The 23,014-nt window shown below is 44.7% G+C and carries 25 protein-coding genes; 12 read left to right on the forward strand and 13 right to left on the reverse strand.

Translation table 11 applies throughout. The features are described 5' to 3' along the window. Positions 1–42: 42 nt before the first annotated feature. On the reverse strand, positions 43–483 hold the full coding sequence (locus tag Q0307_RS12200; RefSeq protein WP_298660971.1) for a transporter substrate-binding domain-containing protein: 441 nt from the start codon (positions 481–483) through the stop codon (positions 43–45). Positions 484–771: 288 nt separating this feature from the next. Here Q0307_RS12200 and Q0307_RS12205 point away from each other — a divergent pair, with 288 nt between their 5' ends. Continuing rightward, a complete protein-coding gene (locus Q0307_RS12205; protein WP_298660973.1) occupies positions 772–1,257 on the forward strand; it encodes an Lrp/AsnC ligand binding domain-containing protein in 486 nt (161 codons plus the stop codon). 7 nt (positions 1,258–1,264) lie between these two features. Here Q0307_RS12205 and alr read toward each other — a convergent pair whose 3' ends face one another. The 3 genes from alr to Q0307_RS12220 are packed head-to-tail and all read right to left on the reverse strand — an operon-like array spanning position 1,265 to position 4,051. Beyond that, complete coding sequence (alr, locus tag Q0307_RS12210; RefSeq protein ID WP_298660975.1) at positions 1,265–2,341, reverse strand: alanine racemase; 1,077 nt, start codon at positions 2,339–2,341, stop codon at positions 1,265–1,267. Next, a complete protein-coding gene (locus Q0307_RS12215) occupies positions 2,341–2,727 on the reverse strand; it encodes a RidA family protein (RefSeq protein ID WP_298661104.1) in 387 nt (128 codons plus the stop codon). Before Q0307_RS12215 ends, alr begins: the two co-directional genes overlap by 1 nt. A gap of 40 nt (positions 2,728–2,767) precedes the next feature. Next, complete coding sequence (locus Q0307_RS12220; protein WP_298660977.1) at positions 2,768–4,051, reverse strand: D-amino acid dehydrogenase; 1,284 nt, start codon at positions 4,049–4,051, stop codon at positions 2,768–2,770. Positions 4,052–4,668: 617 nt separating this feature from the next. Here Q0307_RS12220 and Q0307_RS12225 point away from each other — a divergent pair. After that, positions 4,669–5,250: a hypothetical protein gene (locus Q0307_RS12225; RefSeq protein ID WP_298660979.1), complete on the forward strand. Its 582-nt coding sequence runs from the start codon at positions 4,669–4,671 to the stop codon at positions 5,248–5,250. 1 nt (position 5,251) lies between these two features. Here the strand turns inward: Q0307_RS12225 and Q0307_RS12230 are convergent, their stop codons facing one another. The 5 genes from Q0307_RS12230 to Q0307_RS12250 all read right to left on the reverse strand — a co-directional run bounded on the left by Q0307_RS12230 (position 5,252) and on the right by Q0307_RS12250 (position 7,983). Next, complete coding sequence (locus Q0307_RS12230) at positions 5,252–5,668, reverse strand: YchJ family protein (RefSeq protein ID WP_298660981.1); 417 nt, start codon at positions 5,666–5,668, stop codon at positions 5,252–5,254. 2 nt (positions 5,669–5,670) lie between these two features. Continuing rightward, entirely contained in the window at positions 5,671–6,339 is a 669-nt protein-coding gene (locus tag Q0307_RS12235) for a dienelactone hydrolase family protein (RefSeq protein ID WP_298660983.1), read from the reverse strand. Positions 6,340–6,486: 147 nt separating this feature from the next. Beyond that, a complete protein-coding gene (gene bfr / locus Q0307_RS12240; protein ID WP_298660985.1) occupies positions 6,487–6,954 on the reverse strand; it encodes a bacterioferritin in 468 nt (155 codons plus the stop codon). Positions 6,955–6,963: 9 nt separating this feature from the next. Beyond that, on the reverse strand, positions 6,964–7,434 hold the full coding sequence (gene bfr, locus Q0307_RS12245) for a bacterioferritin (RefSeq protein ID WP_298660987.1): 471 nt from the start codon (positions 7,432–7,434) through the stop codon (positions 6,964–6,966). 186 nt (positions 7,435–7,620) lie between these two features. Continuing rightward, positions 7,621–7,983, reverse strand: coding sequence for a hypothetical protein (locus Q0307_RS12250; RefSeq protein WP_298660989.1), 363 nt, complete (start codon positions 7,981–7,983; stop codon positions 7,621–7,623). Positions 7,984–8,151: 168 nt separating this feature from the next. Between Q0307_RS12250 and Q0307_RS12255 the strand changes: the two genes are divergently transcribed. From Q0307_RS12255 to Q0307_RS12295, 9 genes are all read left to right on the forward strand, one after another. Beyond that, entirely contained in the window at positions 8,152–8,361 is a 210-nt protein-coding gene (locus tag Q0307_RS12255) for a (2Fe-2S)-binding protein (RefSeq protein WP_298660991.1), read from the forward strand. A gap of 16 nt (positions 8,362–8,377) precedes the next feature. Continuing rightward, on the forward strand, positions 8,378–8,572 hold the full coding sequence (hemP, locus tag Q0307_RS12260; protein WP_298660993.1) for a hemin uptake protein HemP: 195 nt from the start codon (positions 8,378–8,380) through the stop codon (positions 8,570–8,572). Positions 8,573–8,645: 73 nt separating this feature from the next. Further along, positions 8,646–9,866 (forward strand): imelysin family protein, encoded by a 1,221-nt coding sequence (locus tag Q0307_RS12265; RefSeq protein WP_298660995.1) that lies wholly within the window; start codon positions 8,646–8,648, stop codon positions 9,864–9,866. Between the two features lie 27 nt (positions 9,867–9,893). After that, the gene (locus Q0307_RS12270; protein ID WP_298660997.1) at positions 9,894–11,297 is read left to right on the forward strand and encodes a di-heme oxidoredictase family protein; all 1,404 of its coding nucleotides are present in this window, start codon (positions 9,894–9,896) and stop codon (positions 11,295–11,297) included. A gap of 19 nt (positions 11,298–11,316) precedes the next feature. Beyond that, the gene (locus tag Q0307_RS12275) at positions 11,317–12,420 is read left to right on the forward strand and encodes an imelysin family protein (RefSeq protein WP_298660999.1); all 1,104 of its coding nucleotides are present in this window, start codon (positions 11,317–11,319) and stop codon (positions 12,418–12,420) included. Beyond that, a complete protein-coding gene (locus Q0307_RS12280; RefSeq protein WP_298661001.1) occupies positions 12,407–13,531 on the forward strand; it encodes a DUF1513 domain-containing protein in 1,125 nt (374 codons plus the stop codon). The genes Q0307_RS12275 and Q0307_RS12280 overlap by 14 nt, the downstream gene beginning before the upstream one ends. An 86-nt stretch (positions 13,532–13,617) precedes the next feature. Then, positions 13,618–14,637: a Fe(3+) ABC transporter substrate-binding protein gene (locus Q0307_RS12285; RefSeq protein WP_298661002.1), complete on the forward strand. Its 1,020-nt coding sequence runs from the start codon at positions 13,618–13,620 to the stop codon at positions 14,635–14,637. Between the two features lie 32 nt (positions 14,638–14,669). Continuing rightward, positions 14,670–16,271, forward strand: coding sequence for an iron ABC transporter permease (locus Q0307_RS12290; RefSeq protein WP_298661004.1), 1,602 nt, complete (start codon positions 14,670–14,672; stop codon positions 16,269–16,271). Further along, positions 16,268–17,311, forward strand: coding sequence for an ABC transporter ATP-binding protein (locus Q0307_RS12295; RefSeq protein WP_298661006.1), 1,044 nt, complete (start codon positions 16,268–16,270; stop codon positions 17,309–17,311). The genes Q0307_RS12290 and Q0307_RS12295 overlap by 4 nt, the downstream gene beginning before the upstream one ends. A 173-nt stretch (positions 17,312–17,484) precedes the next feature. On the opposite strand, the gene Q0307_RS12300 is transcribed toward Q0307_RS12295, so the two are convergent. Next, on the reverse strand, positions 17,485–18,099 hold the full coding sequence (locus Q0307_RS12300) for a YigZ family protein (RefSeq protein WP_298661009.1): 615 nt from the start codon (positions 18,097–18,099) through the stop codon (positions 17,485–17,487). Between the two features lie 159 nt (positions 18,100–18,258). Between Q0307_RS12300 and Q0307_RS12305 the strand changes: the two genes are divergently transcribed. Next, positions 18,259–18,579, forward strand: a complete 321-nt coding sequence (locus Q0307_RS12305) for a hypothetical protein (RefSeq protein WP_298661011.1) — start codon at positions 18,259–18,261, stop codon at positions 18,577–18,579. Between the two features lie 29 nt (positions 18,580–18,608). Here Q0307_RS12305 and Q0307_RS12310 read toward each other — a convergent pair whose 3' ends face one another. Genes Q0307_RS12310 through carB form a run of 3 tightly spaced genes read right to left on the reverse strand, consistent with a single transcriptional unit; the run spans position 18,609 to position 22,936 of the window. Then, complete coding sequence (locus tag Q0307_RS12310; RefSeq protein ID WP_298661013.1) at positions 18,609–19,217, reverse strand: histidine phosphatase family protein; 609 nt, start codon at positions 19,215–19,217, stop codon at positions 18,609–18,611. Then, entirely contained in the window at positions 19,217–19,699 is a 483-nt protein-coding gene (greA, locus tag Q0307_RS12315; RefSeq protein ID WP_298661015.1) for a transcription elongation factor GreA, read from the reverse strand. Before greA ends, Q0307_RS12310 begins: the two co-directional genes overlap by 1 nt. An 18-nt stretch (positions 19,700–19,717) precedes the next feature. Beyond that, positions 19,718–22,936 carry a carbamoyl-phosphate synthase large subunit gene (gene carB / locus Q0307_RS12320; protein WP_298661017.1) on the reverse strand — a complete coding sequence of 1,073 codons (3,219 nt, stop codon included), beginning with the start codon at positions 22,934–22,936 and terminating at the stop codon, positions 19,718–19,720. Positions 22,937–23,014 lie beyond the last annotated feature (78 nt).

Consider the following 23,014-nt stretch of genomic DNA (forward strand, 5'->3'; position numbering starts at 1 on the left):
ACCAGTTTACACCAGCAGGATCTTATACGTGGAAACTTCTAGCTAGTTACTTAGTTCCTTAGCGCTTTTCACATTCAAAGATTTTTTTACTAAGAAACCTTGACCGTCATAATAGTTAGTCGCGACAAACGTTAAGCCCATACCCGTATCACGGCTTAAAGTACCCGTAGAGTTACGGGACAGCATATCCACTTCACCTGACTGTAAAGCAGTGAAGCGCTCTTTTGCGGTTAAGGAAGTAAATTTAACTTTGTTAGGATCACCAAAAACAGCGGCTGCCACTGCACGGCAGACATCAATATCTAAACCTGACCAGTTACCTTTTTCATCTTGGTTAGCAAAGCCGGGGAATGGGGTGTTAATACCACATTTTACCGCATCATTTTTCTTAACCGCATCTAAAGTAGCGCCCGCGTGCGCTGCTGGCATCGCAAAGCTGGCAGACAACAAGCCCGCAACTGCCAATGTTTTTGCAGATTTCATGGATTCTCCTCTTCTCTCAAATGTTGTTATGCACAACGTTTAGTTAAAACCGAGCTTTAAGTCAGCTTAAAGTCGATGACTTAAACCTATCCTAATAAACAGAAAAATACAACTTTTCTTTTAAGAGTCAAAATAAATAAACTCCAATACAAACAAAAACATAAACGAACAAAACATCATGAATTGGTAAAAAATATTAGACAATTGACTTGTTCATACCAGAAATCAATTACCTTTCCCCTTCAATAAAGCTCATTGTATGATCTTGTTTTTATCAGGACTTTATGGATGTCTACCACACCAGAAAACAAATCCAAGCTAGATCGTATTGATAAGAAAATTCTGCGCGAATTACAAAATGATGGCCGAATTTCCTTTGTCGATTTAGCTGAAAAAGTTGGCTTAAGTACTTCTCCTTGTCTTGAACGAGTACGCCGCTTAGAGCGCACCGGTTACATTAAAAGCTATACAGCCCTACTTTGTCCTGCGCAAATGGATGCTAGCTTATTAGTGTTTGTCGAAATTAGTTTGAATTATCTCTCCAGTGATATCTTCGAACAATTCCGTGACGCTGTTCGACAGTGGCCACAAATCCTTGAATGTCATCTAGTAGCCGGTGATTTTGATTACTTATTAAAAATACGCATCAAAAACATGGCCTCCTATCGCACACTGCTAGGCGATATTCTGCATACTCTCCCCGGTGTTCGTGATTCACGTACTCTAGTTGCGATGGAAACGGTCTATGAGTCCTCACAACTCTATATCGACTAGACTGACTCTAACCAATATAGGTCAAAGGAACTCGCCGTGTTACCCCGGTAAACAGGGTATAAGGAATTGTATTACTAGCTGCAGCGACTTCTGTTGCTAAGACTTGATCACCCCAACACTCTACACGATCACCGATTTGGCAACTCATACCTGTGATATCAATGGTCAACATATCCATCGAGACGCGCCCAATTAAACGAGTACGTATCCCATTTACTGCAATTGGCGTGCCATCTATCGCATGACGCGGATAACCATCTGCATAACCCATCGCAACCACGCCTACAGTAGTTGCTTGCTCACAGCGGAAACGCGCACCATAGCCAATCGGTTCACCAGCTGCTAGCTCACGTATTGCAATTAAAGCCGACTCTAAGCGCATCGCGGGTTTCAATTGAGCCGCCGCCTCATTCTGCTCTGTAAATGGTGAAGCGCCATACAGCATCAACCCCGGACGCACGTACTCTGAATGGGCAACCGGCCACGCTAAAATAGCCGGTGAATTTGCTAAACAATGTGGTGCTTTTAGACCTGCCACAGCGGCTTTAAATTGTTGCAATTGCTGCAAAGTGTCATCACTATTAACTTCATCTGCTCTTGCGAAATGCGTCATCAACGTAATAGACTCAAGATGCTTGCATGCTTGCAGTGCAACCCAAAGCGCTTTGACCTCAGATGGTGCAAAGCCTAGGCGATGCATACCTGTATCAATTTTCAAAAAAATCTTAAATCTGTTTTTAGGTTTGGCAACTAACAAACTGGTGAGTTGCTGCTGATTGTGCACCACCAAAGATAAAGACTCGCGATCAGCAAGCAGCAATTCATCCGCAGTGAAGATCCCCTCTAAGAGTAAAATAGGTGCTTTAATTCCCGCTACTCGTAACTCCAGAGCCTCTTCAATGCAAGCGACGCCAAAACCATCAACTTCTGCCTCTAAAGCTTGGGCTACTCTAACTGCACCATGCCCATAAGCATTCGCCTTAATAATGGCAAATGCTTGGGCATTTTTGGTCAATTTCTTAGCTAAACGGTAGTTATGCCGGATTGCTTCTAAATCAATCACAGCAATCGCTGGACGCGCCATTAGGAAGCCAGCACCAAAACACCTTCCACTTCTACCATCACACCTAAAGGTAAAGAAGCAACGCCTACTGCAGCACGGGCCGGAAAGGGTTCAGAGAAATACCGCTTCATAACTTCATTCACCGCAGCGAAATTACTCAGATCGGTTAAATAAATATTTAACTTCACAAAATCTCTGCAAGAACCACCCGCTGCTACCGCAACAGCTTGTAAGTTTTTGAAAACTTGCTCAGCCTGACCTGCAAAATCAGTCGCCTCTACTTTCATCGTATTCGGATTCAAAGGAATTTGCCCAGAACAATAGATGGTATTCCCTGCACGCACTGCTTGTGAATAAGGACCAATCGCAGCAGGTGCAGAAGTAGTGGCAATAATAGTTTTTTCAATCACAATAACATCCTTATAAGTCAATCAGTTTTAATGGAAGCTAGATGCTAGCTTTAACCCGATTAGCAAAGCTATAACGCTGCATGCTTAAGCCTTCTAAATCAATGCCCGGTTTTTGCCCGGCCATCATATCAGCTAATAAACGTCCGGAACCACAGGCCATCGTCCAACCTAGAGTCCCATGCCCAGTGTTAATGAATAAATTAGAATAAGGTGAAGCGCCTAAGACGGGAGTACCGTCGGGTGTCATCGGGCGTAAACCTGTCCAGAAATTATCTTCCCTCATATCGGCAGCTTTCGGGAACATATCAGAGACCACAAACCGCACCGTTTGCCGTCGCTCCTCTTGCAAGCTTAAATCATGTCCGGTTAATTCCGCAGTTCCTGCAACCCGTACACGATCACCAAGCCGCGTAATCGCTACTTTATAAGTTTCATCCATCACCGTAGACACAGGCGCATCCTCTGGACTCACGATAGGCACTGTAATTGAATAACCCTTAACAGGATAAACTGGAATATCAATCCCGATGGGCTTAAGTAATTGTGGAGAGTAGCTGCCTAAAGCCATCACATATTGATCTGCGGTCAGCACCCCTTGATCTGTTTTTACACCACTAATTTTGCCATTACTGACTAAAATCTCTTCAATATTGACTCCATAACGGAATACCACACCTTTAGAGATACAGTTTGCTGCTAAATTTTGGGTGAACATTAAACAATCACCGGTTTCATCCAAAGGTAAGCGTAAGCCACCACGGATTTTTTCCCGTACATGCTTTAAGCCCGGTTCTGCAGCCATACAACCGTCCACATCGAGTATTTCATAAGGTACTTTGCATTCATCCAGAATATCTGTGTCCTTCTTTGCACCTTGGACTTGAGCATCGGTACGAAATACTTGCAAGGTACCACGGGTACGCTCGTCATAACTGATACCTGTTTCGGTACGTAACTCATCAATAGATTGACGGCTATATTCTGCAATTCTGAGCATACGTGCTTTATTAACGTGATAGCGCGCTGTAGTGCAATTGCGCAACATCATCAGAATAAAACGGAACATAGCGGCATCCATGCGGCTAGGGCGAATCACTAAAGGTGAATGTTCGCTCAACATCCATTTAATCGCCTTCATTGGGATACCAGGTCCCGCCCAAGGGGCTGAATAGCCCGGAGAAATTTGCCCCGCATTCGCAAAACTGGTTTCTAAACCAGAGCGCGGCTGCCGATCTAAAACCGTGACTTGATAGCCTAAACGATTCAAATAATAAGCCGTGGTAGTGCCAATCACTCCACTGCCAATCACGATAGCGTGCATGATAGTAATAGCTCCTGATATGGCTTAACGCCTTAGTAGTAGCATCATTCTAAGCGAGACCTTGCAAAATATTTTTCTATATTTTCTATATATTTCAGAATTTTTTTCTGTTTTTTTATCAACTCACTAGCACTAGAAGATTTTCTGCGGAAGCCTTATTTTTAAGCATTTCGTCTTTCAAAAGCTCCTACAGTCTAGCTTAGTTTTAAATATAACTCTTTTTGAGTCAGCTTAAACTGCACTAAACACTTAAGCCTTTTTCATAAAACTTTCTACTGCCTATTTTGTGCAGATGCAGCAAATGTTGCTGAGTAACCTAAATACTACTAAAAACCTAACAAAATTTTACTTGAGTTAGCACTCAAGGGGTTCGTACACCTATTCACAAAAACGCTTAGTTCCTCAGCAAAATTATCGCTATCTTGCGGATTATTATAGCAATACCATTTAGCTGCTTTATGATGATTTTTCTAAGAAACTACTGATAATCTCAAAAGTAACTGTTAGTATCTGTGTAAAACAACAACAACTGTATCTAAACCGCTAGAACAAAGTAGTGCATAGAGCAAACCCCACTTTATGGCTCCCCCACTACGTTCAAGTCGAGGAATTAGTCGATGAACATAACGATGAATGCTGTATTTATCAAAACCCCTAAAGGTCGCGAGGAGGTTGATTCAAAAGCAGGCGGTTTATCTTTGATTATGCGCCGTGTATTGATCTTTTTAGATGGAAAACGCACTCTTCGCGAAGTCAAAACCCTGCCTAAAATCGACGATGTCGAGCAAATCATTACTAGTTTAGAGAAACAAGGTTATATTCAACTCGTTTCTGGCGAGACTGAGACTGCCACAGAATCTGCTGTAAATTCCAAAAATATTAATCCTCTGTTAGTCAATCGGCTTGACAGGAATGCTGTTCCAGCTTTTATTCCACCTGCCCGGAATGGCCACTTCCGTCCCTTACCTGCACGTGTCGATGTAGCCCAATTGAAGATGGCAAAAAATTTCATGGCCAACACTTTGAACGCCTTCGTCGGTACTTTTGGCTCTAGTGCACTCATTAATCGTATTGAACGCTGTGAGGATCATGAATCCTTACGTGCCATTTATGATGATTGGCTCAATGCGATTATGGGCACTAAACAAGGTAGAAAGGATGTGGATAACCTCAAGGCTAAATTACTGGAGGTTTTATAAACTAAGTGTTCGCTTCACTCTTCCCCAAGGGTGTAGTTGGCAAAGCGTCTAAATACACCCAGCGGCCTTTTTCCCGCACAAAACGGCTTCGCTCATGCAAATGCTGAGCCTGTCCGTCTTCAGAAAAATACGCAATAAATTCAACGAAACCTGTTTGGTCTTCGCTTTGCCCCGCTTCAGTATGAATGATTTCTAATTTTTCCCAGTGCAATCCCTTAGACTGTACCAAGCTTTTTTTACTTGAGCGGGTACTGCTATGCCAACTGCGATGCAGGTAAGCGGCATCGGCAAGTACATAAGCACTATAGCGCGAGCGCATTAAGGCTTCAGCGGTCGGCGCTGCTTTACCAGCATGGAAAGGTCGACAACATTGCGTGTAAGCTAGACCTGAGCCACAAGGGCATACATGCAGACTCATGACTATTCGGCCTTGAATAACCATTGTTGAATAAATCGTGCTAAATCCTGAACCTCTGCAGCACTCACACTATGCTCCATCGCATAGCTAAAATACTCAGGTGTATACCCCAGTGCTTGCAAACGTTGCTGTGCTTTTTTGCCTAAACTTTCGGGCACTACGGAGTCTTGTGAACCATGAAAAATCGCTATCGGTAAGTTCTGATTAGCCGCATTGAATTGAATGGTATCGGCGGTCGCAAAATAGGTCGACAGCGCCAATAAGCCACCTAAAGGTTTGGGGTAACTCAGTGCCGTTTGATAAGCGACCGCGCCCCCTTGAGAAAAACCTGCTAACACAATCCGTTCGCTAGGAATGCCTTTTTCTAACTCACGATCAATCAGTTGAGCGACCGCTTGAGCGGAAGCTTCTAATTGCTTCACATCCACCTTACGATCAATATCCATCGCTAGAATGTCATACCAAGCTGGCATCACATAACCACCATTAATCGTGACAGGAATAGCCGGTGCATGCGGGAAAATAAAGCGGATCGCTGCAGTTGTAGGTAGTTTTAACTCAGGAACAATCGGCTCGAAATCATGCCCATCAGCACCTAAACCATGCAACCAAATAACACTCGCCGTCGCAGTTTGGCTTGGCTCAATCAGCAGGGCTGGCAAATAATCCATGTACTGTTCCTTCATCTCGATACATTTAAACTGCAGTTATTTTACAGTTTTCACCAGAAAGAAACAGTTAAGGACTGAGTTGAGTGAGGAGAAGAATTCCGCGTGGGTAATGCGCCGCAACGTTTGCCTAGCAGAATTCAAAACTGACTACAGTTGACTTTGCAGATAGTTTTGTAGACCGATTTTATCGATCAAGCCTAATTGCTTTTCTAGCCAATAAGCATGATCCTCTTCAGTGTCGCTCAATTGTACGCGCAACATCTCACGGGTCACATAGTCTTGTTGAGTTTCGCAGATGTGAATGGCTGCTTTGAGAGCAGCTTGGACTTGATACTCAAGCTGTAAGTCATTTTTGAGCATACTGGGCACATCCGTGCCTAGATTGATCAGATCTTGCTGATTCAAGTCTGGAAGCGTATCTAAAAAGAGTAACCGCTGAATAATGGCATCCGCGTGCCCGCTTTCCTCTTGGCACTCATGCTCATAATGCTCGGCTAATTTCTCCAAACCCCAATCGGCACACAGCCGCGAATGCGCAAAATATTGATCGCGAGCGGCTAGCTCACCAGCGAGCAATCGTTTTAGAACCTCAATAACTTGCTGACTTCCCTGCATACTGACCTCCTAAGTGGCAGCTAATGACTGCAAATAGTTTTGTTCACCGGTATTGGCTAATAGCCATTGTTGAGACTCAAGCCAATCGATTTGCTCCTCCTCTTCCTCCAAAAGTTCTTGCAGCATCTCGCGAGAGACATAATCTTGAGCTTGCTCACAGGCTAGAATAGCGGTTTTTAGCTCAGCGACCCGCTCCAAACCCAGTTGCATATCATTGGCTAATATTTCTGGAATATCCTCGCCAATATACAGCTTGCCTAAATCTTGCAGATTCGGTAAGCCCTCCAAGAACAAAATGCGCTGAATAAGTTCGTCAGCTTGCTTCATGGCTTTAATTGAGCGTTTGTACTCACGCTCATTAAACTTCTCCAAGCCCCAATTAGCGCTCATGCGTGCATGTAGAAAATACTGGTTTATGGCGACAAGTTGCCCCCGTAATACCGTATTTAAAGCACGCGTAATCACTGGACTTCCTTGCATAATAGCTCCTTTAGTGAGTTTAATAAGGAGTTTTCATGATAGGGAAGATGACTAGTAGCATGCAAATTTTATGCAGATGAAATAGTACTTAATGAGGAAAAATAAAGGGGCAGGAGGCTACCCCTTAAGCTGTGACAAGACTGCCAGACCTTGTACACCCACTCTGCTGTTTAAGATTATCTATAACTATGAGCGGTTATCAGACTTTGAGGATGAGAGTTTCCACGGTTTACGCCTAAACAAAGGCACAACATTATTTTTATTTAGCAAAACTTTGTTGTACTCTTTCAAATAACTACAATGACTAGTCGCTTGCTCGAACTGCCCTTTTAAGCAATTTGAACAATGCGCCAATAACAAACAGCGCACTAACTCTTGTTGAGTTGAAGGGTCTGCTCTACATAGTTCAGTTAGGCAAACATCACCTTGTTCTAAACATCGCTGTAGTTGTTCACCTGAAAATTGCGCCATGATTTCCCCCGTCTTGTTATTGCGTAACTCAATAAAAGGATCAACGCGATCTAACCAAGCATTAATTGAGAAAGTCATCCTTACTCCCGTGAAGCTGCTGGCGATAAACTTATAAATGAGAATCATTATTATTTAATCTTAGAACAGTTTAGGGAGTTTTTCAAGCGAATGAGAACCACTTGCATTTGATTTTCATTCTTATTATGATGCTAACATCAAGAATGATTCTTATTTAGGTGTGAATCGATGTACGTTTGCGTGTGTAATGTGGTCAGCGATAAAGCGATCAAACAAGCGGTACAACAAGGTCATGAGAGCTTTGAAGCAATCCAGCGTGAATTAGCGGTTGGAACTTGCTGTGGGCGCTGCAAGCCTTTTGCTCAAGAAGTCATCCGCCAATGTGTAGACCAACAGCAAGAACGACTGCCTGCTTTTTTTACGCCTGCTTTCGCTTAACTCATGAGTTTGAACTATGCACTGCCTAGATTTACGTCGAATCAATGTCGAAGAATGGATGCAAGGCTGCAAAAAAGTCATCCTGCAACATGGCGCGCGCCCTTATGTGCTTACGATTACACGGCGAGGCAAGTTGATTTTAACTGCCGCAGAAACTCAGCTCGAAACTGAATTCACCGCCAGCAAACCGAATACTAACTGCAAATCGTGACCACTGCTCACGGCTGCTTTTTCTAATTAATTGGCTAAGTTAAGCACTGTGCTTAAGCTTTGGAGTATGAATTGTGAAACGATTACCTGCCCTAATTTTTGGCTGCCTGAGCTTACTGTTTAGCGCACCCACTCTTCTTGCTGATGCTGTCACACCGAAAGCAGTGATAGAAAACTATGCGAATCTAGCGCATGTCAAATTTAGCGATGCCTTGTCCACGGCTAAAACCCTACAAACAAAAGTCGATGAATTGATTGCTAAACCCAGTGAGGCCACCCATCAAGCCGCTAAACAAGCATGGATCACGGCACGTGCACCTTATAGCCAAACGGAGGTTTTCCGCTTTGGTAATCCGAATGTGGATGAATGGGAAGGTGGCATCAATGCTTGGCCTTTGGACGAAGGTTTAATTGATTATGTGCAAGCCGACAGTTACGAACACGAAGAAGGCAATTCCTTTGCCACGGCCAATATCATTGCAGGCAATGAAACCATCACCGCAGACTTATTAAAATCTTATCAAGAAAAAGGCGGCTCTGAGTCCAATGTTGCCACCGGCTATCATGCCATTGAATTTTTGCTTTGGGGGCAAGACTTGAATGCTGACCCAAAACTAGCGGGGACGCGCAGTCATACCGACTTCATGGCGGGTGCTGAGTGTACGAATAAGCACTGTGAACGGCGTGCACAATACTTAAAAGCAGTGACCGATTTACTAGTCGCCGATTTAAGCAAGATGGAGCAAGATTGGGCACCTGAACAAGCCAATTACCGCAACACTTTCATGAGTTTAGAAGAATCGGAATCTCTACGGCGTATGTTATTTGGCATGGGCAGCCTAAGCTTAGGTGAATTGGCGGGAGAGCGCATGAATGTCGCTTTACTCGCACACTCACAAGAAGATGAGCACTCCTGCTTTAGTGATAACACGCACAACGATATTCTTAGTAATGTTCAAGGCATCAAAAATGTCTTTGCAGGCTCTTATCAAACGATTGATGGTAAAATCATCAAAGGCGCAAGTTTAGCTGAACTATTAGCTGCCAAAGATCCACAACTCAGTAGCGAATTAGCGGCTCACCTAACAGCGACTCAAACTGCTGCAGAAGCGATTGTGCAAGCGGCACAAACTGAAGCCTTTGATCAGCAAATTGCTGCTGAAAATAAACAGGGCAATGCTCGTGTTAAAGCCACGATTGCTGCTTTAAGAACGCAAACAGCCAGTATTGAAGCAGCCGCTAAGGCTTTAGGGGGGAGTCACCTGAACCCAGAAATCAGTAGTTCTTTGCAATAAACAACAATTTAACACTTAAGATTCTGAATGAAGCTAGCCAAAACTTTGTTACTGGGTGGACTAATCCTCAGCCCAGTAGCCCACAGTACTGAGCAAGCCCCGACCGATAAACAATTATCGGGGGGAGCAACTACCGTACTAGACAAGAGTAGCAATGCCTTCTCTTTGCCTGCAAATAATTTAAGTATTTTGCGGCGAGATAACTTTTTTATCGGCAATGCGTTTTTCAAACAACCTTGGGTCATCGCACCCTCCTCGACTTCTGCGCGGGATGGTTTAGGCCCCTTATTCAATAGCAATAGCTGCCAAGGTTGCCATGTTAAAGATGGTAAAGGCCATCCCCCTCTAAGCCGTGAGGACAGCTTTCTCTCTACCATAGTGCGTATAAGTATTCCTGCAGAAACAGCCGAACAAAAAGCACAACTCACCACGACTGGAGTCGTACCAGAACCTAGTTATGGGGATCAAATTCAGCTAAATGCCATTCCCGGGGTAAAAGGTGAAGCGACACCGCGTTTTGACTACACAGAAATCAAGGGACAATTTAAAGATGGTGGAACTTATGCCCTAGTTAAGCCCATTCTAAAATTAGATAATTTGAATTACGGCGCGTTGCACCCACAAGTACAAATGTCGGCGCGCGTTGCACCTGTGATGATTGGTATGGGTTTATTGGAAGCGATTCCCGAAGCCGATTTAGTCGCTCTGGCCGATCCAGAAGATAAAAATGGTGATGGTATTTCCGGACGGCTCAATCAAGTCTGGGATGTAAAAGCACAAAAAACTGTATTAGGTCGCTTTGGCTGGAAGGCCAATCAACCAACGGTCGAACAGCAAAGTGCAGGTGCTTTTCATGGTGATATCGGTATTAGCTCCCCAATGTTCGCGAATGCGACTTGCTCTAGTACTCAAACTGAGTGTTTAAAAGCCCCTGATGGTGGGCAGCCAGAAATTAATCAAGAACTGATGGATATGGTGAGCTTCTATGCCTCTTTACTGGCTGTTCCTGCCCGGCGCGAGGTGAATGATCCTGAAGTATTAAAGGGTGAGCGTTTATTCAAAGCCGCAAAGTGTAGTGCCTGCCATATACCTGTACTCAAAACCGGGGTTAAGCCAGCCTTCCCTGAGTTAGAACACCAATCAATTCAAGCTTTTACTGACCTACTTTTGCACGATATGGGCGAAGGCTTAGCCGATCAACGCCCAGATTTTTTAGCAACTGGCAGTGAATGGCGTACTGCACCTTTATGGGGGATTGGCCTGATTGAAACGGTGAATGGTCACACACGCTTTTTACATGATGGGCGAGCACGCAATTTAATGGAAGCCATTCTCTGGCATGGGGGCGAAGCAGAAAAATCACGGGATTATATATTGAATCTCAGTAAAGACGAACGTAGTGCGCTCCTGCGCTTTCTAAACTCACTTTAATGCTTTTTAGGAAGACCTCATGATCAGATTTCGATGGCAAGGACAGGGTTTCAGCGCAAACTGTTGGCTACTTGCCTTGTGTTTAGTGAACCCAAGCTTTGCGGATAGCACTGCCACTCTCATCAGTACAACTAAGGATGAAGTCTTTATTCAACAACTAGTCACTAAAGGTATTCAACCACTTTACCGTGATTTAGAACAAGCCAGCCTACAACTGACTCAGGCCAGTGCTGAATTTTGTAAAGAAGTTTCGTCTGATAATTTGACTAAATTACGCGAAGCTTGGGGAACTACGCTATTGGCTTGGCAGCGTACCGATAGCTTACTGTTCGGCCCCGCCGTCGCTGAACAATTAGATTTCCAGATCAATTTCACATCGCCTAAAAAACAGGTTATCAAAGGTTTATTAGCCAGCGAGCAGCCCTTGACTACTGAAGCGGTGGCAGCAGCGGGTGTAGGTGCACAAGGTCTAAGTAGTTTGGAGTATGTTTTATTTGAGCGCACGCAAACCCCTGAACAATTGGTAGCAAGCTTTGACGAAGCAGCGGGGAAAATCCGTTGTAGTTATTTGCAAGCTGTCAGTAGCTTACTGGAGCAAAATATTAAAAAGCTAACGACTGCCTGGACTAAGCCCGATGCAGTGAATTTTTTTACCAACAATCAAGAAGCTGTTGACCTCCTGATTGGTAAAGCTTATCAAAGTTTGGAGCGGATTAACTTAAAAAAACTCACCCAACCTTTAGGCCTTTTGGATGCAAACAAGCTGAGTCATCCTTATGACTTAGAAGCTTGGCGTAGTGGCTACTCCTTCAAAATTATTAAAGCCAATATTGAAGGCTTACAGCATGTCTTTGTAGAGGGTGGTTTTTTAGCTTGGATTGATAAAAACTTCCCTAGTGAAGCCACCAAAACAGCCGTGGCCGCTTTTGAAAAACAACTCAATGAATTAGTTCAAATCAAATTGCCTGAAGGTGATCCCTTTACGCTAGTAGAGCAACAATACACTTCTACAGAACTTAATGAATTGCTGCAACGCACATACGGTTTAGAAATGGGTGTTAAACGCCAATTGGCCGTGCTTGCCAAAGCACAATTAGGCTTCAATGATAATGATGGAGACTAAATTACAGCGCCGTCAATTTTTTTGCTTAGCCGCACTGACAGTATTTGGCGGTACTTTAGCAGCTAATGAGCTTTTGGAGCGCGCTGTCCCTAAGTCAGCGAAGCTCTATTCAGCTATGGATAATGCGTTAGGCGAGCATTTTATCAGTCAACTTGATTTATCGACTCAAGAACTACAGCAACTGAAAACACCGATGCGTGGGCATACTGCCTTAGCTTTAGACCAGCACACCGCCCTGCTCTTTGGACGTCGCTCCGCCTCTACCAGTGTGCGAGTGAATTTTAAAACAGGCCTACTAGAAAGCTTTAAGTCCAGAGCTAACCGACATTTCAATGGGCATGCTTGCCTCTCAACTGACCGTACACTGCTATTTACCAGTGAAACGGATTATGCAAATAAGCGCGGTATTATTGGCATTCGTGAGCTAGCGACTCTTAAGCAAGTTGCCGAATATGAAAGCTATGGTTTAGACCCGCATGATTTGCAGCTCATGCCCGATGGGAAGACCTTAGTCGTGGCAAATGGTGGTATCGAAACACACCCCGATTTTGAGCGCCGTAAACTTAATCTTGACAGCATGCAACCCTCTTTGGTGTATCTGGAACTAAGCACTGGTAAGAAGTTGGCTGAATACCGTTTGCCTGATCATTTGTTGAGTATTCGTCACCTACAAGTCAGTGCAAAAGGAGAGGTCGCGGTCGCTTTGCAATATGAGGGCAATCTTTATAAGCAACAGCCTAGCTCGCTAGTGGCTTGGCAACAAGTGGGAGGCGAGCTAAACCTACTGAAGATTGCTCCACAAGAGGTGGCTCAATTACGTGGCTATCTAGCTGATATTGTTTATGATCCCAAACAACAACTCTTAGTCAGTGCTAGCCCACGAGGACATTGTGTTTCGATTTGGAGCACTGCCACACACAGCTTTGTGCAAGCACTGCCTTTAGCTGAAGCCAGTAGTATCAGCCTTGGTAGTGAAGTGGACAGTTTTCTAGTCTCCACCAGTCAAGGTAGTCTTTATCAACTGCAAACGACGACTAATCAAGCACGTTTAACTGAACTTAAGCACCTCCCCGAACTTGCTTGGGATAATCACCTCATGCTCTTAGCTTAACTCAATTTTTTAATGAGAACTATTTGCATTTGCTGGCAACACCTTTTAATATTGATAATAGTTATTATTTACAGATGGATTCTACTATGTTGAAAAAACTTGTTTTAGGCACGGCTCTATTCGCTGCTCCCCTGTTTGCTTTTGCAGAAAGCGAAGTGAATGTTTATTCTTCCCGCCAAGAGCAATTGATTAAACCCTTATTAGATAAATTCACTGCAAGCTCTGGTATTAAAGTGAATTTAGTGACTGGCAAAGATGATGCTTTGATTGAGCGCTTAAAACTAGAAGGTAAAAATAGTCCAGCCGATATTCTACTCACCGCTGATGCAGGACGGCTGTATCGCACCAAGGATTTAGGTTTGAGCCAAGCGATAGAATCCGAAACTTTAAAGGCTGCAATTCCCGAAAATTTACGTGACCCTGAAAATCAGTGGTTTGGTTTAACCTATCGTGCGCGCCCCATTTTCTACGTCAAAGAAAAAATCAAACCAATTGATTTATCCACTTATGCGGACTTAGCTGATCCCAAATGGAAAGGTAAAATCTGTGTACGTAGCTCAGACAATATTTACAACCAATCGATGCTAGCCTCAATGATTGCCAGCCAAGGGCCTGAAGCAGCGACTCAATGGGCAGAAGGCTTTGTCAAGAATCTGGCACGTCCACCCGAAGGTGGTGATCGTGATCAACTCAAGGCAGCCGCAGCAGGTATTTGTGATCTAGCCATTGCGAATACGTATTATTATGGGCAAATGTTAGCGGGTGACGTGGCTGAGGAAAAAGCTGCGGCTGAAAAAGTTGCCATTTTCTGGCCGGATCAAGGTGAACAGGCACGCGGCACGCATATTAACGTGAGTGGTGCAACCGTCACTAAAGCGGCTAAGAACAAAGATAACGCTGTCAAGCTCTTGGAATATTTAGTTGGCGATGAAGCGCAAGCTTGGTATGCCGAACACAATCAAGAATACCCCGTCAAAACGACCGTATCCGCCAGCAGCTTATTGAAAGCTTGGGGAGATTTTAAAGCCGATAGCATTAACTTATCCGAATTAGGTAAGCATAATGCACAGGCCGTTAAGATCATGGATACCGTAGGTTGGAAATAAAAAACTTTGTCTGGCACGCTATGCTGTTGTGCATGGCGCTCCTCACTGCTCTGCCTATTTTAGCAGTCTTCGCTTATATCTTTATTCCCTCAGCAGAGGTTTGGCAACACCTCGTTGCTACCGTACTTACTGACTATCTGCTTAACACCCTCTATTTAAGCCTAGGTGTCGGCTTAGGCGTTTTGTTATTAGGCGTGCCGCTGGCTTGGCTATGTAGCATGTGTGAGTTTCCGGGGCGGGCTTGGTTTGAATGGTCTTTGCTCCTCCCGTTGGCTATGCCTGCTTATATCATCGCTTATACCTACACCGGCATGCTGGACTTTACAGGTCCTGTACAAACCAGCCTACGCAGCTTGACCGGTTGGGGCTATGGTGATTATTGGTTCCCAAATATTCGCTCACTAGCCGGCGCAATGTTGATGCTTGCCTTAGTTTTATTCCCTTATGTGTATTTGTTGGCTCGTGCTGCTTTTTTAGAACAATCCATCTGTGTACTAGAAGTCAGTCGAACCTTAGGCTGTAATCAATGGCAAAGTTTTTTCCGAGTTGCTCTCCCCTTAGCACGCCCAGCGATTATCACGGGCTTAGCCCTAGCCTTAATGGAAACCTTAGCGGACTTTGGCACGGTACAGTATTTTGGGGTCACCACTTTCACGACCGGCATTTTCCGCACATGGTACGGTTTAGGGGATCATGCCGCAGCCTCACAATTAGCGGCTCTGTTAATGAGCTTTGTCTTTATTTTGCTTTTGCTGGAACAGGCTTCACGCCGCCGCGCACGTTATTATCATAGCTCCAGCAAATATGCACAAATCAAACGGATTCAACTCACTGGCTGGCAAGCGACTGGAGCGGTAGTATTTTGTAATTTGACCTTACTATTAGGCTTTATAGTGCCGGTTACTCAGCTCGCTAGTTGGAGCCTAGCGAATTGGCGAACTCAACTGGACAGTAGCTTTATTATCTTGATTCAACATAGTTTAGGCTTAGCTATTGCTGCTGCCATTTTTGCTCTGCTACTGGCACTTATTTTAGGCTATGGCAAGCGCTTACATCCTGGGCCTTTAGTTAGTGTAGCTGCACGCTTAGCCAGCATGGGCTATGCCATCCCTGGTACTGTCATTGCGATTGGTGTATTGATTCCTTTTGCATGGTTAGATACTCAACTTAACCATCTAAGCCAAACAGTATTTAATACTAAACTAGGGCTTATCCTCAGTGGCAGCTTATTTATTCTGTTATTCGCTTATAATGTGCGTTTTCTAGCAGTATCTTTACAAACAGTCGAAGCTGGCTTAGGTAAAATCAAACCCACACTTGATAATGCAGGGCGTTCTTTAGGTTTAAGCTCTAGTGCTGTGTTGTGGAAGTTACATATGCCTTTGATGCAAGGCTCCCTGTTGACAGCCGTGCTATTAGTGTTTGTAGATGTTTTAAAAGAACTACCCACAACCTTAATCTTGCGTCCCTTTAATTTTAATACCTTGGCTGTGCGTACTTACGAACTAGCTTCTGATGAACGTCTGGCGGAAGCGGGTTTGCCAGCTTTGATGATTGTTGCGACCGGAATTATTCCTGTGGTTTTATTGAGTCGCTCTATTTCTCGTTCGCGTGCTGGAGGATCAACAGTATGAGTCAACTCCGTCTTGAGCAAGTTGCCATTCGCTATGGTCAGACCACTGCGGTGCATACGGTTAATCTGCAAGTCAAACAAGGGCAGATTGCTTGTCTACTAGGGCCTAGTGGTTGTGGTAAAACTACCCTGTTACGCGCCATCGCTGGCTTTGAGCCTTTGAGCCAAGGTAGCATTAGCTTAAATGGTGAGGTGATTAGTAGCGCTCAACACACCTTAGCCACTGAACAACGTAAAATTGGCATGGTTTTTCAAGATTATGCGCTCTTCCCGCATTTGAGTATTGCAGACAATATTCGTTTTGGTATGCGTAAGCAGTCACGCAAAGCTCAAGAACAGCGCGTCAAGGAGCTGTTAGCATTAGTCAACCTAGCAGGTTACGAGCGCCGCTATCCACATGAACTCTCTGGCGGACAACAACAAAGAATTGCTTTAGCACGGGCTTTAGCTCCGAAACCAGCCCTCTTATTGCTCGATGAACCTTTCGGCAGTCAAGATACCGAATTACGCGAAAGTCTAGCACGGGAAGTTCGTGAGATTCTCAAACAAGAAGGCATCACGGCTTTATTGGTTACCCATGATCAACATGAAGCGTTCGCCATGGCGGATGAGATTGGTGTAATGCAAGCCGGACGTCTGCAACAATGGGGTAGCGCTTATGAGCTTTATTATCAGCCTCACAATGCCTTTGTCGCCTCTTTTATCGGTCAGGGCCGTCTGTTGTCTGGCAGACTGCAAGCTGGAAATGTACTAACTAGTTTAGGTGAATTGACCTATGCAGCACATGAAGATTTGGCAGGTGCAACAGTGGCGGTCTTGATTCGCCCGGAACATGTCAAACTCAATCCCATCGCTACTCAGCGCGCACTGATCACCAGTAAAATCTTTCGTGGAAATGAGTACTTATATAGCCTGCAACTCAATCCGCAAGAAAGTTTATTAGCTTTAGCTTCTAGTGAAGAATTTTATAGTATTGGTGAGCAAGTTGGCGTGGAATTAGCGCCAAGAATTTACGCGCTAGTGATAAGAGATGCTAATTAATTGGGAAAAAGCTCCCGGAGAAGAATGGGCTATAAGATTATCTCCGGGAGATGAATTTGCCCGCCTTATCTTCCTCAGTCAAGACAAGTGGTTTCCCTCGCGAGCAAGCCGCATCATAATATAAAGCTATAAAAATTGTAATTGATTCGTGAGAAAAATGTCTAATTTTTAGCCTATTCACGTTGAAATTCCACCACTAACTGTCCGCGACTTAGATTAGCTAAAGCTTGCTGTAATTGGGTTTGAGTATTAGTTGGGCAAAATCCATTAATTTGCAATTCAGCCGCATATTCAAAGCTAGTTAGCTCACAACCTAAATCTGTTAATAACCGCCGAATAACATCCTCTAATGCATAGGGAACTATTAAAATAAAGCTAGACATCGCTACTTTTAAACAAGTCGGTGTTTGTTTTAAGGCTGCGATCACTGAACTTGAATAGGCGCGCACCAAGCCACCCGTGCCTAATTTAACCCCTCCGAAATAGCGCACGACCACAGCGACAAGCTCGCTTATTTCGTTATGCAATAAGATATTGAGCATAGGCTTACCTGCCGTTCCAGCAGGTTCACCATCATCACTACAACTCACTGCCGTGGTGTGCTTAGGCTGACCCGCAACAAAAGCCCAACACACATGTCGCGCATCTGGATATGCCTGTCTAATTTGCTCAATAAAAGCGTGAGCCGCTTGTGGGTTAGGAGCGTGGGCGATATAACTAATGAAACGGCTATTTTTAATAGTCTGCTCATAGCAAGTACTGGCAGCAGGTATTAGAAAAGAACTCATAACTATCTCATTATTTTATAGAATGTGAGGACAATTACATTATAGCTCAACCGCTTATCGGAGATTTTGAGCATTCGATGGTCAAATCCTTCAATGCTGTACATATTTTTTTATACTCAAAGCTGAGAAATAAAAAACAATTTTGCTGGAGAGTATTGTATGTACCCAAAGGCTTTACTGCGGGTTGCTTTTGAGGTTCTGCTGTTAATGTTGCCAATGCAAGCTTTTGCTGCACCCGGGCAGCCTAGCAGGCTGTTACCTGATCGAACTAATGTCACTTTAGTTCAAGCTCCATCTTCAACTTTCTTAGAGCTTAGTAAACTACTGAGTGAATCGAGTCTATATGAGTGGGTGTTAACTAGCCCTGACTTCATTAAGGTGCAAAGCATAGCACAACGTTGGTGGGATAATCAGACTGGCGCTAAGCATAAGCTACGCGCTGCTTATTCCAAACGACCCTCTAAAAACTCAAGTGAATAGCTAGAAATATTGCACGCTAGTAGCTTTAACTAAGAACTACAACCATAAGCTACTAGACTAGCCCAATCTCCTGCCTCATCGTGCATTATCCGAATTCGTGCTAACTCGCCTGACTCAATTGCTAAGGAGAAAAAGTGGTGGCTAGGCATGCCTAAGACCTGCATGATAAGCAAGCGAATCACGCCGGGTTGTGCCACTAATACAACTTGTTTGCCTTTGTTTTCGTGAATAAGTCGCTCCCACACTGGCAAAATACGGGCTTGGAATTGATTAAAAGGCTCACCCTCAGGCGGTGTTAGGCAGGCTGGATTGCGCCACCAACGCGCTAAAATCGCAGAATTTTGCTCCATAATACTAGCTGGGGTTTGGCCTTCCCATGCACCGAAATTCATTTCGGCCAGTTCGGCATAACTATGCAAGGGAATATGATGCTTGGCCGACAACCATTGGGCAAACGGCAGACAAGCCGCATGCTCAGAACTGAGAACGACTTGCCAGTCTTGGCGACGGCGTACAGTCTTCTTGAGTGCTTTCAAACCATCGGCACTCAGAGCAGAATTGAAGGAGCCGCAAAAAACTTCACCAGCTTCCACTGCTGAACTCGGAAGCAAGTCAACTAGCGTAATCGGGATGCTCACTATACGTAGCGAACCTCTAAGATTTCGTATTCACGCACGCCACCGGGAGCTTGTACCACAGCAACGTCACCCTCTTCCTTGCCAATCAGAGCGCGTGCTACTGGTGAAGAGACGGCAATCATACCCTGTTTTAAATCAGCCTCGACATCGCCCACGATTTGATAAGTAATGGTGTCGCCGGTTTTGACTTCCTCTAGATCTACGGTAGCACCAAATACGACTTTGCCTGAATTAGCTGCACCAACCGTAGCGACATCAATCACTTGGGCAAGTGACAAGACCGACTCCAACTCTTGAATACGGCCTTCACAGAAACCCTGTTGCTCGCGTGCAGCATGGTATTCTGCATTTTCTTTCAAATCACCATGCTCGCGTGCTTCAGCGATGGCTTGTACTATCCGTGGGCGTTCAACAGTTTTTAAGCGATTTAACTCGGCTTTCAAACGTTCAGCACCCGTCACAGTTAACGGTGGTCGACTCATTGTTATTCTCCTTGTTTTTTACATGATTCCCTGATGCAAATCCTGCAGGCGATAAACCTGCTCGTCAGCAGTGTAACCCATCGCCATACACAGGGCGCGGGCACCCTCAATCGTAGTCGTATAACTTAATTTATGCTGTAAAGCTTCGCGCCGGATCTCAAAAGAATCACGGGTTGACTGCTCACCTTCCGTAGTATTAATAATCAAATGAATTTCATCATTTTTGATCATATCCACAATATTCGGGCGACCCTCATGCATTTTATTTACAACTTCACAAGCAATGCCCGCATTCTGTAGCTCACGTGCAGAACCACGTGTCGCCACAATCCGAAACCCTTGCTTGACTAACATTTCACCTAAGCTAGGTAAATGCCGACGATCGGCTTCACGTACACTAATAAAAACAACACCTGAAGTTGGAAAGCTTGCACCCGCTGCATGTTGTGACTTACCAAAAGCTTCCGCAAAAGTTTTCCCTACGCCCATTACCTCGCCCGTCGATTTCATTTCAGGACTTAGGATCGGGTCAACACCAGGGAATTTGATGAAGGGGAAAACAGCTTCCTTCACAGAATAATAGTCTGGAATGACTTCATCGGTGGCCTGTTGCTCAACTAAACTTTGACCAGCCATGCAACGCGCCGCAATTTTTGCCAATGGGCGGCCAATCGCTTTAGACACATAAGGCACGGTACGGGAAGCACGCGGATTCACTTCCAACACATAAACCTCATTATTCTTAATCGCATATTGAGTATTCATCAAACCGATGACATTTAAGGCTTTGGCCATGCGGGCTGTTTGTGCACGTAGCTCATCTTGAATCGCTGGATCTAAAGAATAAGGTGGCAACGAACACGCTGAGTCACCTGAGTGAATCCCTGCTTGCTCAATATGCTGCATAATGCCACCAATAAGTATGTTTTGTCCGTCACAAATCGCATCCACATCCACTTCAATCGCATCATCTAAGAAACGATCTAAGAGTACCGGTGAATCATTCGAGACTGATACTGCGGTATTCATATAGCGGCGTAACTCATTCTCGTTATAGACGATTTCCATCGCCCGTCCACCTAAGACATACGATGGACGCACCACCAGCGGATAACCGATTTCTACCGCCAAGCGCACGGCCTCTTCCATACTCCGCGCAGTACGATTCGGGGGTTGACGCAAACCTAAGCGATGAATCAATTGTTGGAAGCGCTCCCGATCTTCTGCCAAGTCAATCGAATCAGGTGAAGTACCAATAATCGGTGCGCCTAGATTTTCAAGATCACGCGCTAGTTTTAGAGGCGTTTGCCCACCATATTGCACGATCACACCTAAGGGCTTCTCTAAATCAACAATCTCCATCACATCTTCCAGCGTCAACGGCTCGAAGTAAAGACGATCAGAGGTATCGTAATCAGTAGAAACGGTTTCAGGATTGCAGTTGACCATAATGGTTTCATAGCCATCTTCGCGCAAGGCTAAAGCCGCATGCACGCAGCAATAGTCAAATTCGATACCTTGGCCAATCCGATTGGGGCCACCCCCTAGAACCATAATTTTCTTACGATCCGTTGGTTTAGATTCGCACTCTTCTTCATAAGTGGAATACATGTAAGCAGTATTAGTAGCGAACTCCGCCGCACAGGTGTCAACACGCTTATACACCGGACGTACATTCATATTCCGGCGCGCATTACGTACACTACGCTCAGTGCTATGTAACAGTTTTGCTAAACGACGGTCAGAGAACCCTTTGCGCTTAAGCATACGCATTTCATCCGCATTGACTTGATTGAGCAAACGACCATCCAAGCTTTTCTCAATCGCAATGAGCTCTTGCATTTGCACCAAGAACCAAGGGTCAATACTGGTTTGAGCATGCACTTCCTCAACGCTCATACCATAGCGGAAAGCGTCGGCTACATACAAAATCCGCTCAGCATGTGGCTCTGTGAGTTCACGACGCAGAATATCACGTGCCTCAGGATGATCACGATTCAAGCGTTCATCCAAACCGTCAATCCCAGTTTCTAAACCCCGTAAAGCTTTTTGCAAAGACTCTTGGAAAGTCCGACCAATCGCCATCACCTCACCCACTGACTTCATTTGTGTGGTTAAGCGGGCATCTGCTTGTGGGAACTTTTCAAAGGTAAAGCGCGGAATCTTGGTTACAACATAATCGATACTGGGCTCGAAAGACGCTGGAGTCGCCCCCCCAGTAATATCATTACGTAACTCATCTAAGGTATAACCAATCGCTAATTTTGCCGCCACTTTAGCAATCGGGAAACCAGTTGCCTTAGAAGCCAAGGCAGAAGAGCGCGATACCCGTGGATTCATCTCAATCACAATAATCCGGCCATCCTTAGGATTGACCGCAAATTGTACATTCGAACCACCCGTATCAACCCCGATTTTGCGTAGTACTGCTAAAGAAGCATTGCGCAGTAATTGATATTCTTTATCAGTCAATGTCTGTGCAGGTGCTACCGTAATTGAGTCACCAGTATGCACACCCATGGGGTCAAAGTTTTCAATCGAGCAAACAATAATGCAGTTGTCTTTATGATCCCGCACGACTTCCATTTCATACTCTTTCCAGCCCAATAAAGACTCTTCGAGTAAGACTTCAGTTGTGGGTGACATATCTAAGCCACGTGCGACTATCGTTTCAAATTCTTGCTTGTTGTAAGCAATACCGCCACCTGTCCCCCCCAAAGTAAAAGAAGGGCGAATAATCGTAGGAAAGCCAATATCCGCTTGAGCAGCGCGCGCTTCCTCTATGGTATGCGCAATACGCGAGCGGGCAGATTCCAGACCAATGTCATCCATCGCAATGCGGAATTTTTGCCGATCCTCCGCCATTTCAATCGCGACTTCATTCGCACCGATCATTTCAACTTGATATTTTTTGAGAACTCCGTGACGTGATAAATCCAACGCACAGTTCAATGCCGTTTGCCCACCCATGGTTGGCAATAAAGCATCCGGATGCTCTTTTTCAATGATCTTTTCAACCGTCTCCCAACGAATCGGCTCGATATAAATAGCATCTGCCGTACCGGGATCAGTCATGATTGTAGCAGGGTTTGAGTTGACCAAAATGACTCGATAGCCTTCTTCGCGCAAAGCCTTACAAGCTTGTGCACCAGAATAGTCAAACTCACACGCTTGGCCAATTACAATTGGGCCAGCCCCAATAATCAAAATACTTTTAATGTCCGTACGTTTCGGCATTTTCAATTGTCCACAGTAATTCGTTTTCCCTTACACGAGGGATTAAGGGAGTTAAGTCTATCACTTACCCCCGACCTC

Source organism: uncultured Thiothrix sp., from assembly GCF_937873765.1.
In the GTDB taxonomy this organism is placed as follows: domain Bacteria; phylum Pseudomonadota; class Gammaproteobacteria; order Thiotrichales; family Thiotrichaceae; genus Thiolinea.

Bases quoted from the DNA above. Each gene is read 5' to 3' on its own strand.
- Q0307_RS12230 (WP_298660981.1), bottom strand. From the start codon at position 5,668: ATGAGTCTGCATGTATGCCCTTGTGGCTCAGGTCTAGCTTACACGCAA.
- Q0307_RS12300 (WP_298661009.1), bottom strand. From the start codon at position 18,099: ATGAGTTCTTTTCTAATACCTGCTGCCAGTACTTGCTATGAGCAGACT.
- Q0307_RS12205 (WP_298660973.1), top strand. From the start codon at position 772: ATGTCTACCACACCAGAAAACAAATCCAAGCTAGATCGTATTGATAAG.
- hemP (WP_298660993.1), top strand. From the start codon at position 8,378: ATGCACTGCCTAGATTTACGTCGAATCAATGTCGAAGAATGGATGCAA.
- Q0307_RS12280 (WP_298661001.1), top strand. From the start codon at position 12,407: ATGATGGAGACTAAATTACAGCGCCGTCAATTTTTTTGCTTAGCCGCA.
- Q0307_RS12235 (WP_298660983.1), bottom strand. From the start codon at position 6,339: ATGGATTATTTGCCAGCCCTGCTGATTGAGCCAAGCCAAACTGCGACG.
- Q0307_RS12220 (WP_298660977.1), bottom strand. From the start codon at position 4,051: ATGCACGCTATCGTGATTGGCAGTGGAGTGATTGGCACTACCACGGCT.
- greA (WP_298661015.1), bottom strand. From the start codon at position 19,699: ATGAGTCGACCACCGTTAACTGTGACGGGTGCTGAACGTTTGAAAGCC.
- Q0307_RS12285 (WP_298661002.1), top strand. From the start codon at position 13,618: ATGTTGAAAAAACTTGTTTTAGGCACGGCTCTATTCGCTGCTCCCCTG.
- bfr (WP_298660985.1), bottom strand. From the start codon at position 6,954: ATGCAGGGAAGTCAGCAAGTTATTGAGGTTCTAAAACGATTGCTCGCT.
- carB (WP_298661017.1), bottom strand. From the start codon at position 22,936: ATGCCGAAACGTACGGACATTAAAAGTATTTTGATTATTGGGGCTGGC.
- Q0307_RS12305 (WP_298661011.1), top strand. From the start codon at position 18,259: ATGTACCCAAAGGCTTTACTGCGGGTTGCTTTTGAGGTTCTGCTGTTA.
- Q0307_RS12225 (WP_298660979.1), top strand. From the start codon at position 4,669: ATGAACATAACGATGAATGCTGTATTTATCAAAACCCCTAAAGGTCGC.
- Q0307_RS12200 (WP_298660971.1), bottom strand. From the start codon at position 483: ATGAAATCTGCAAAAACATTGGCAGTTGCGGGCTTGTTGTCTGCCAGC.
- bfr (WP_298660987.1), bottom strand. From the start codon at position 7,434: ATGCAAGGAAGTCCAGTGATTACGCGTGCTTTAAATACGGTATTACGG.
- Q0307_RS12290 (WP_298661004.1), top strand. From the start codon at position 14,670: ATGGCGCTCCTCACTGCTCTGCCTATTTTAGCAGTCTTCGCTTATATC.
- Q0307_RS12270 (WP_298660997.1), top strand. From the start codon at position 9,894: ATGAAGCTAGCCAAAACTTTGTTACTGGGTGGACTAATCCTCAGCCCA.
- Q0307_RS12250 (WP_298660989.1), bottom strand. From the start codon at position 7,983: ATGACTTTCTCAATTAATGCTTGGTTAGATCGCGTTGATCCTTTTATT.
- alr (WP_298660975.1), bottom strand. From the start codon at position 2,341: ATGGCGCGTCCAGCGATTGCTGTGATTGATTTAGAAGCAATCCGGCAT.
- Q0307_RS12275 (WP_298660999.1), top strand. From the start codon at position 11,317: ATGATCAGATTTCGATGGCAAGGACAGGGTTTCAGCGCAAACTGTTGG.
- Q0307_RS12255 (WP_298660991.1), top strand. From the start codon at position 8,152: ATGTACGTTTGCGTGTGTAATGTGGTCAGCGATAAAGCGATCAAACAA.
- Q0307_RS12295 (WP_298661006.1), top strand. From the start codon at position 16,268: ATGAGTCAACTCCGTCTTGAGCAAGTTGCCATTCGCTATGGTCAGACC.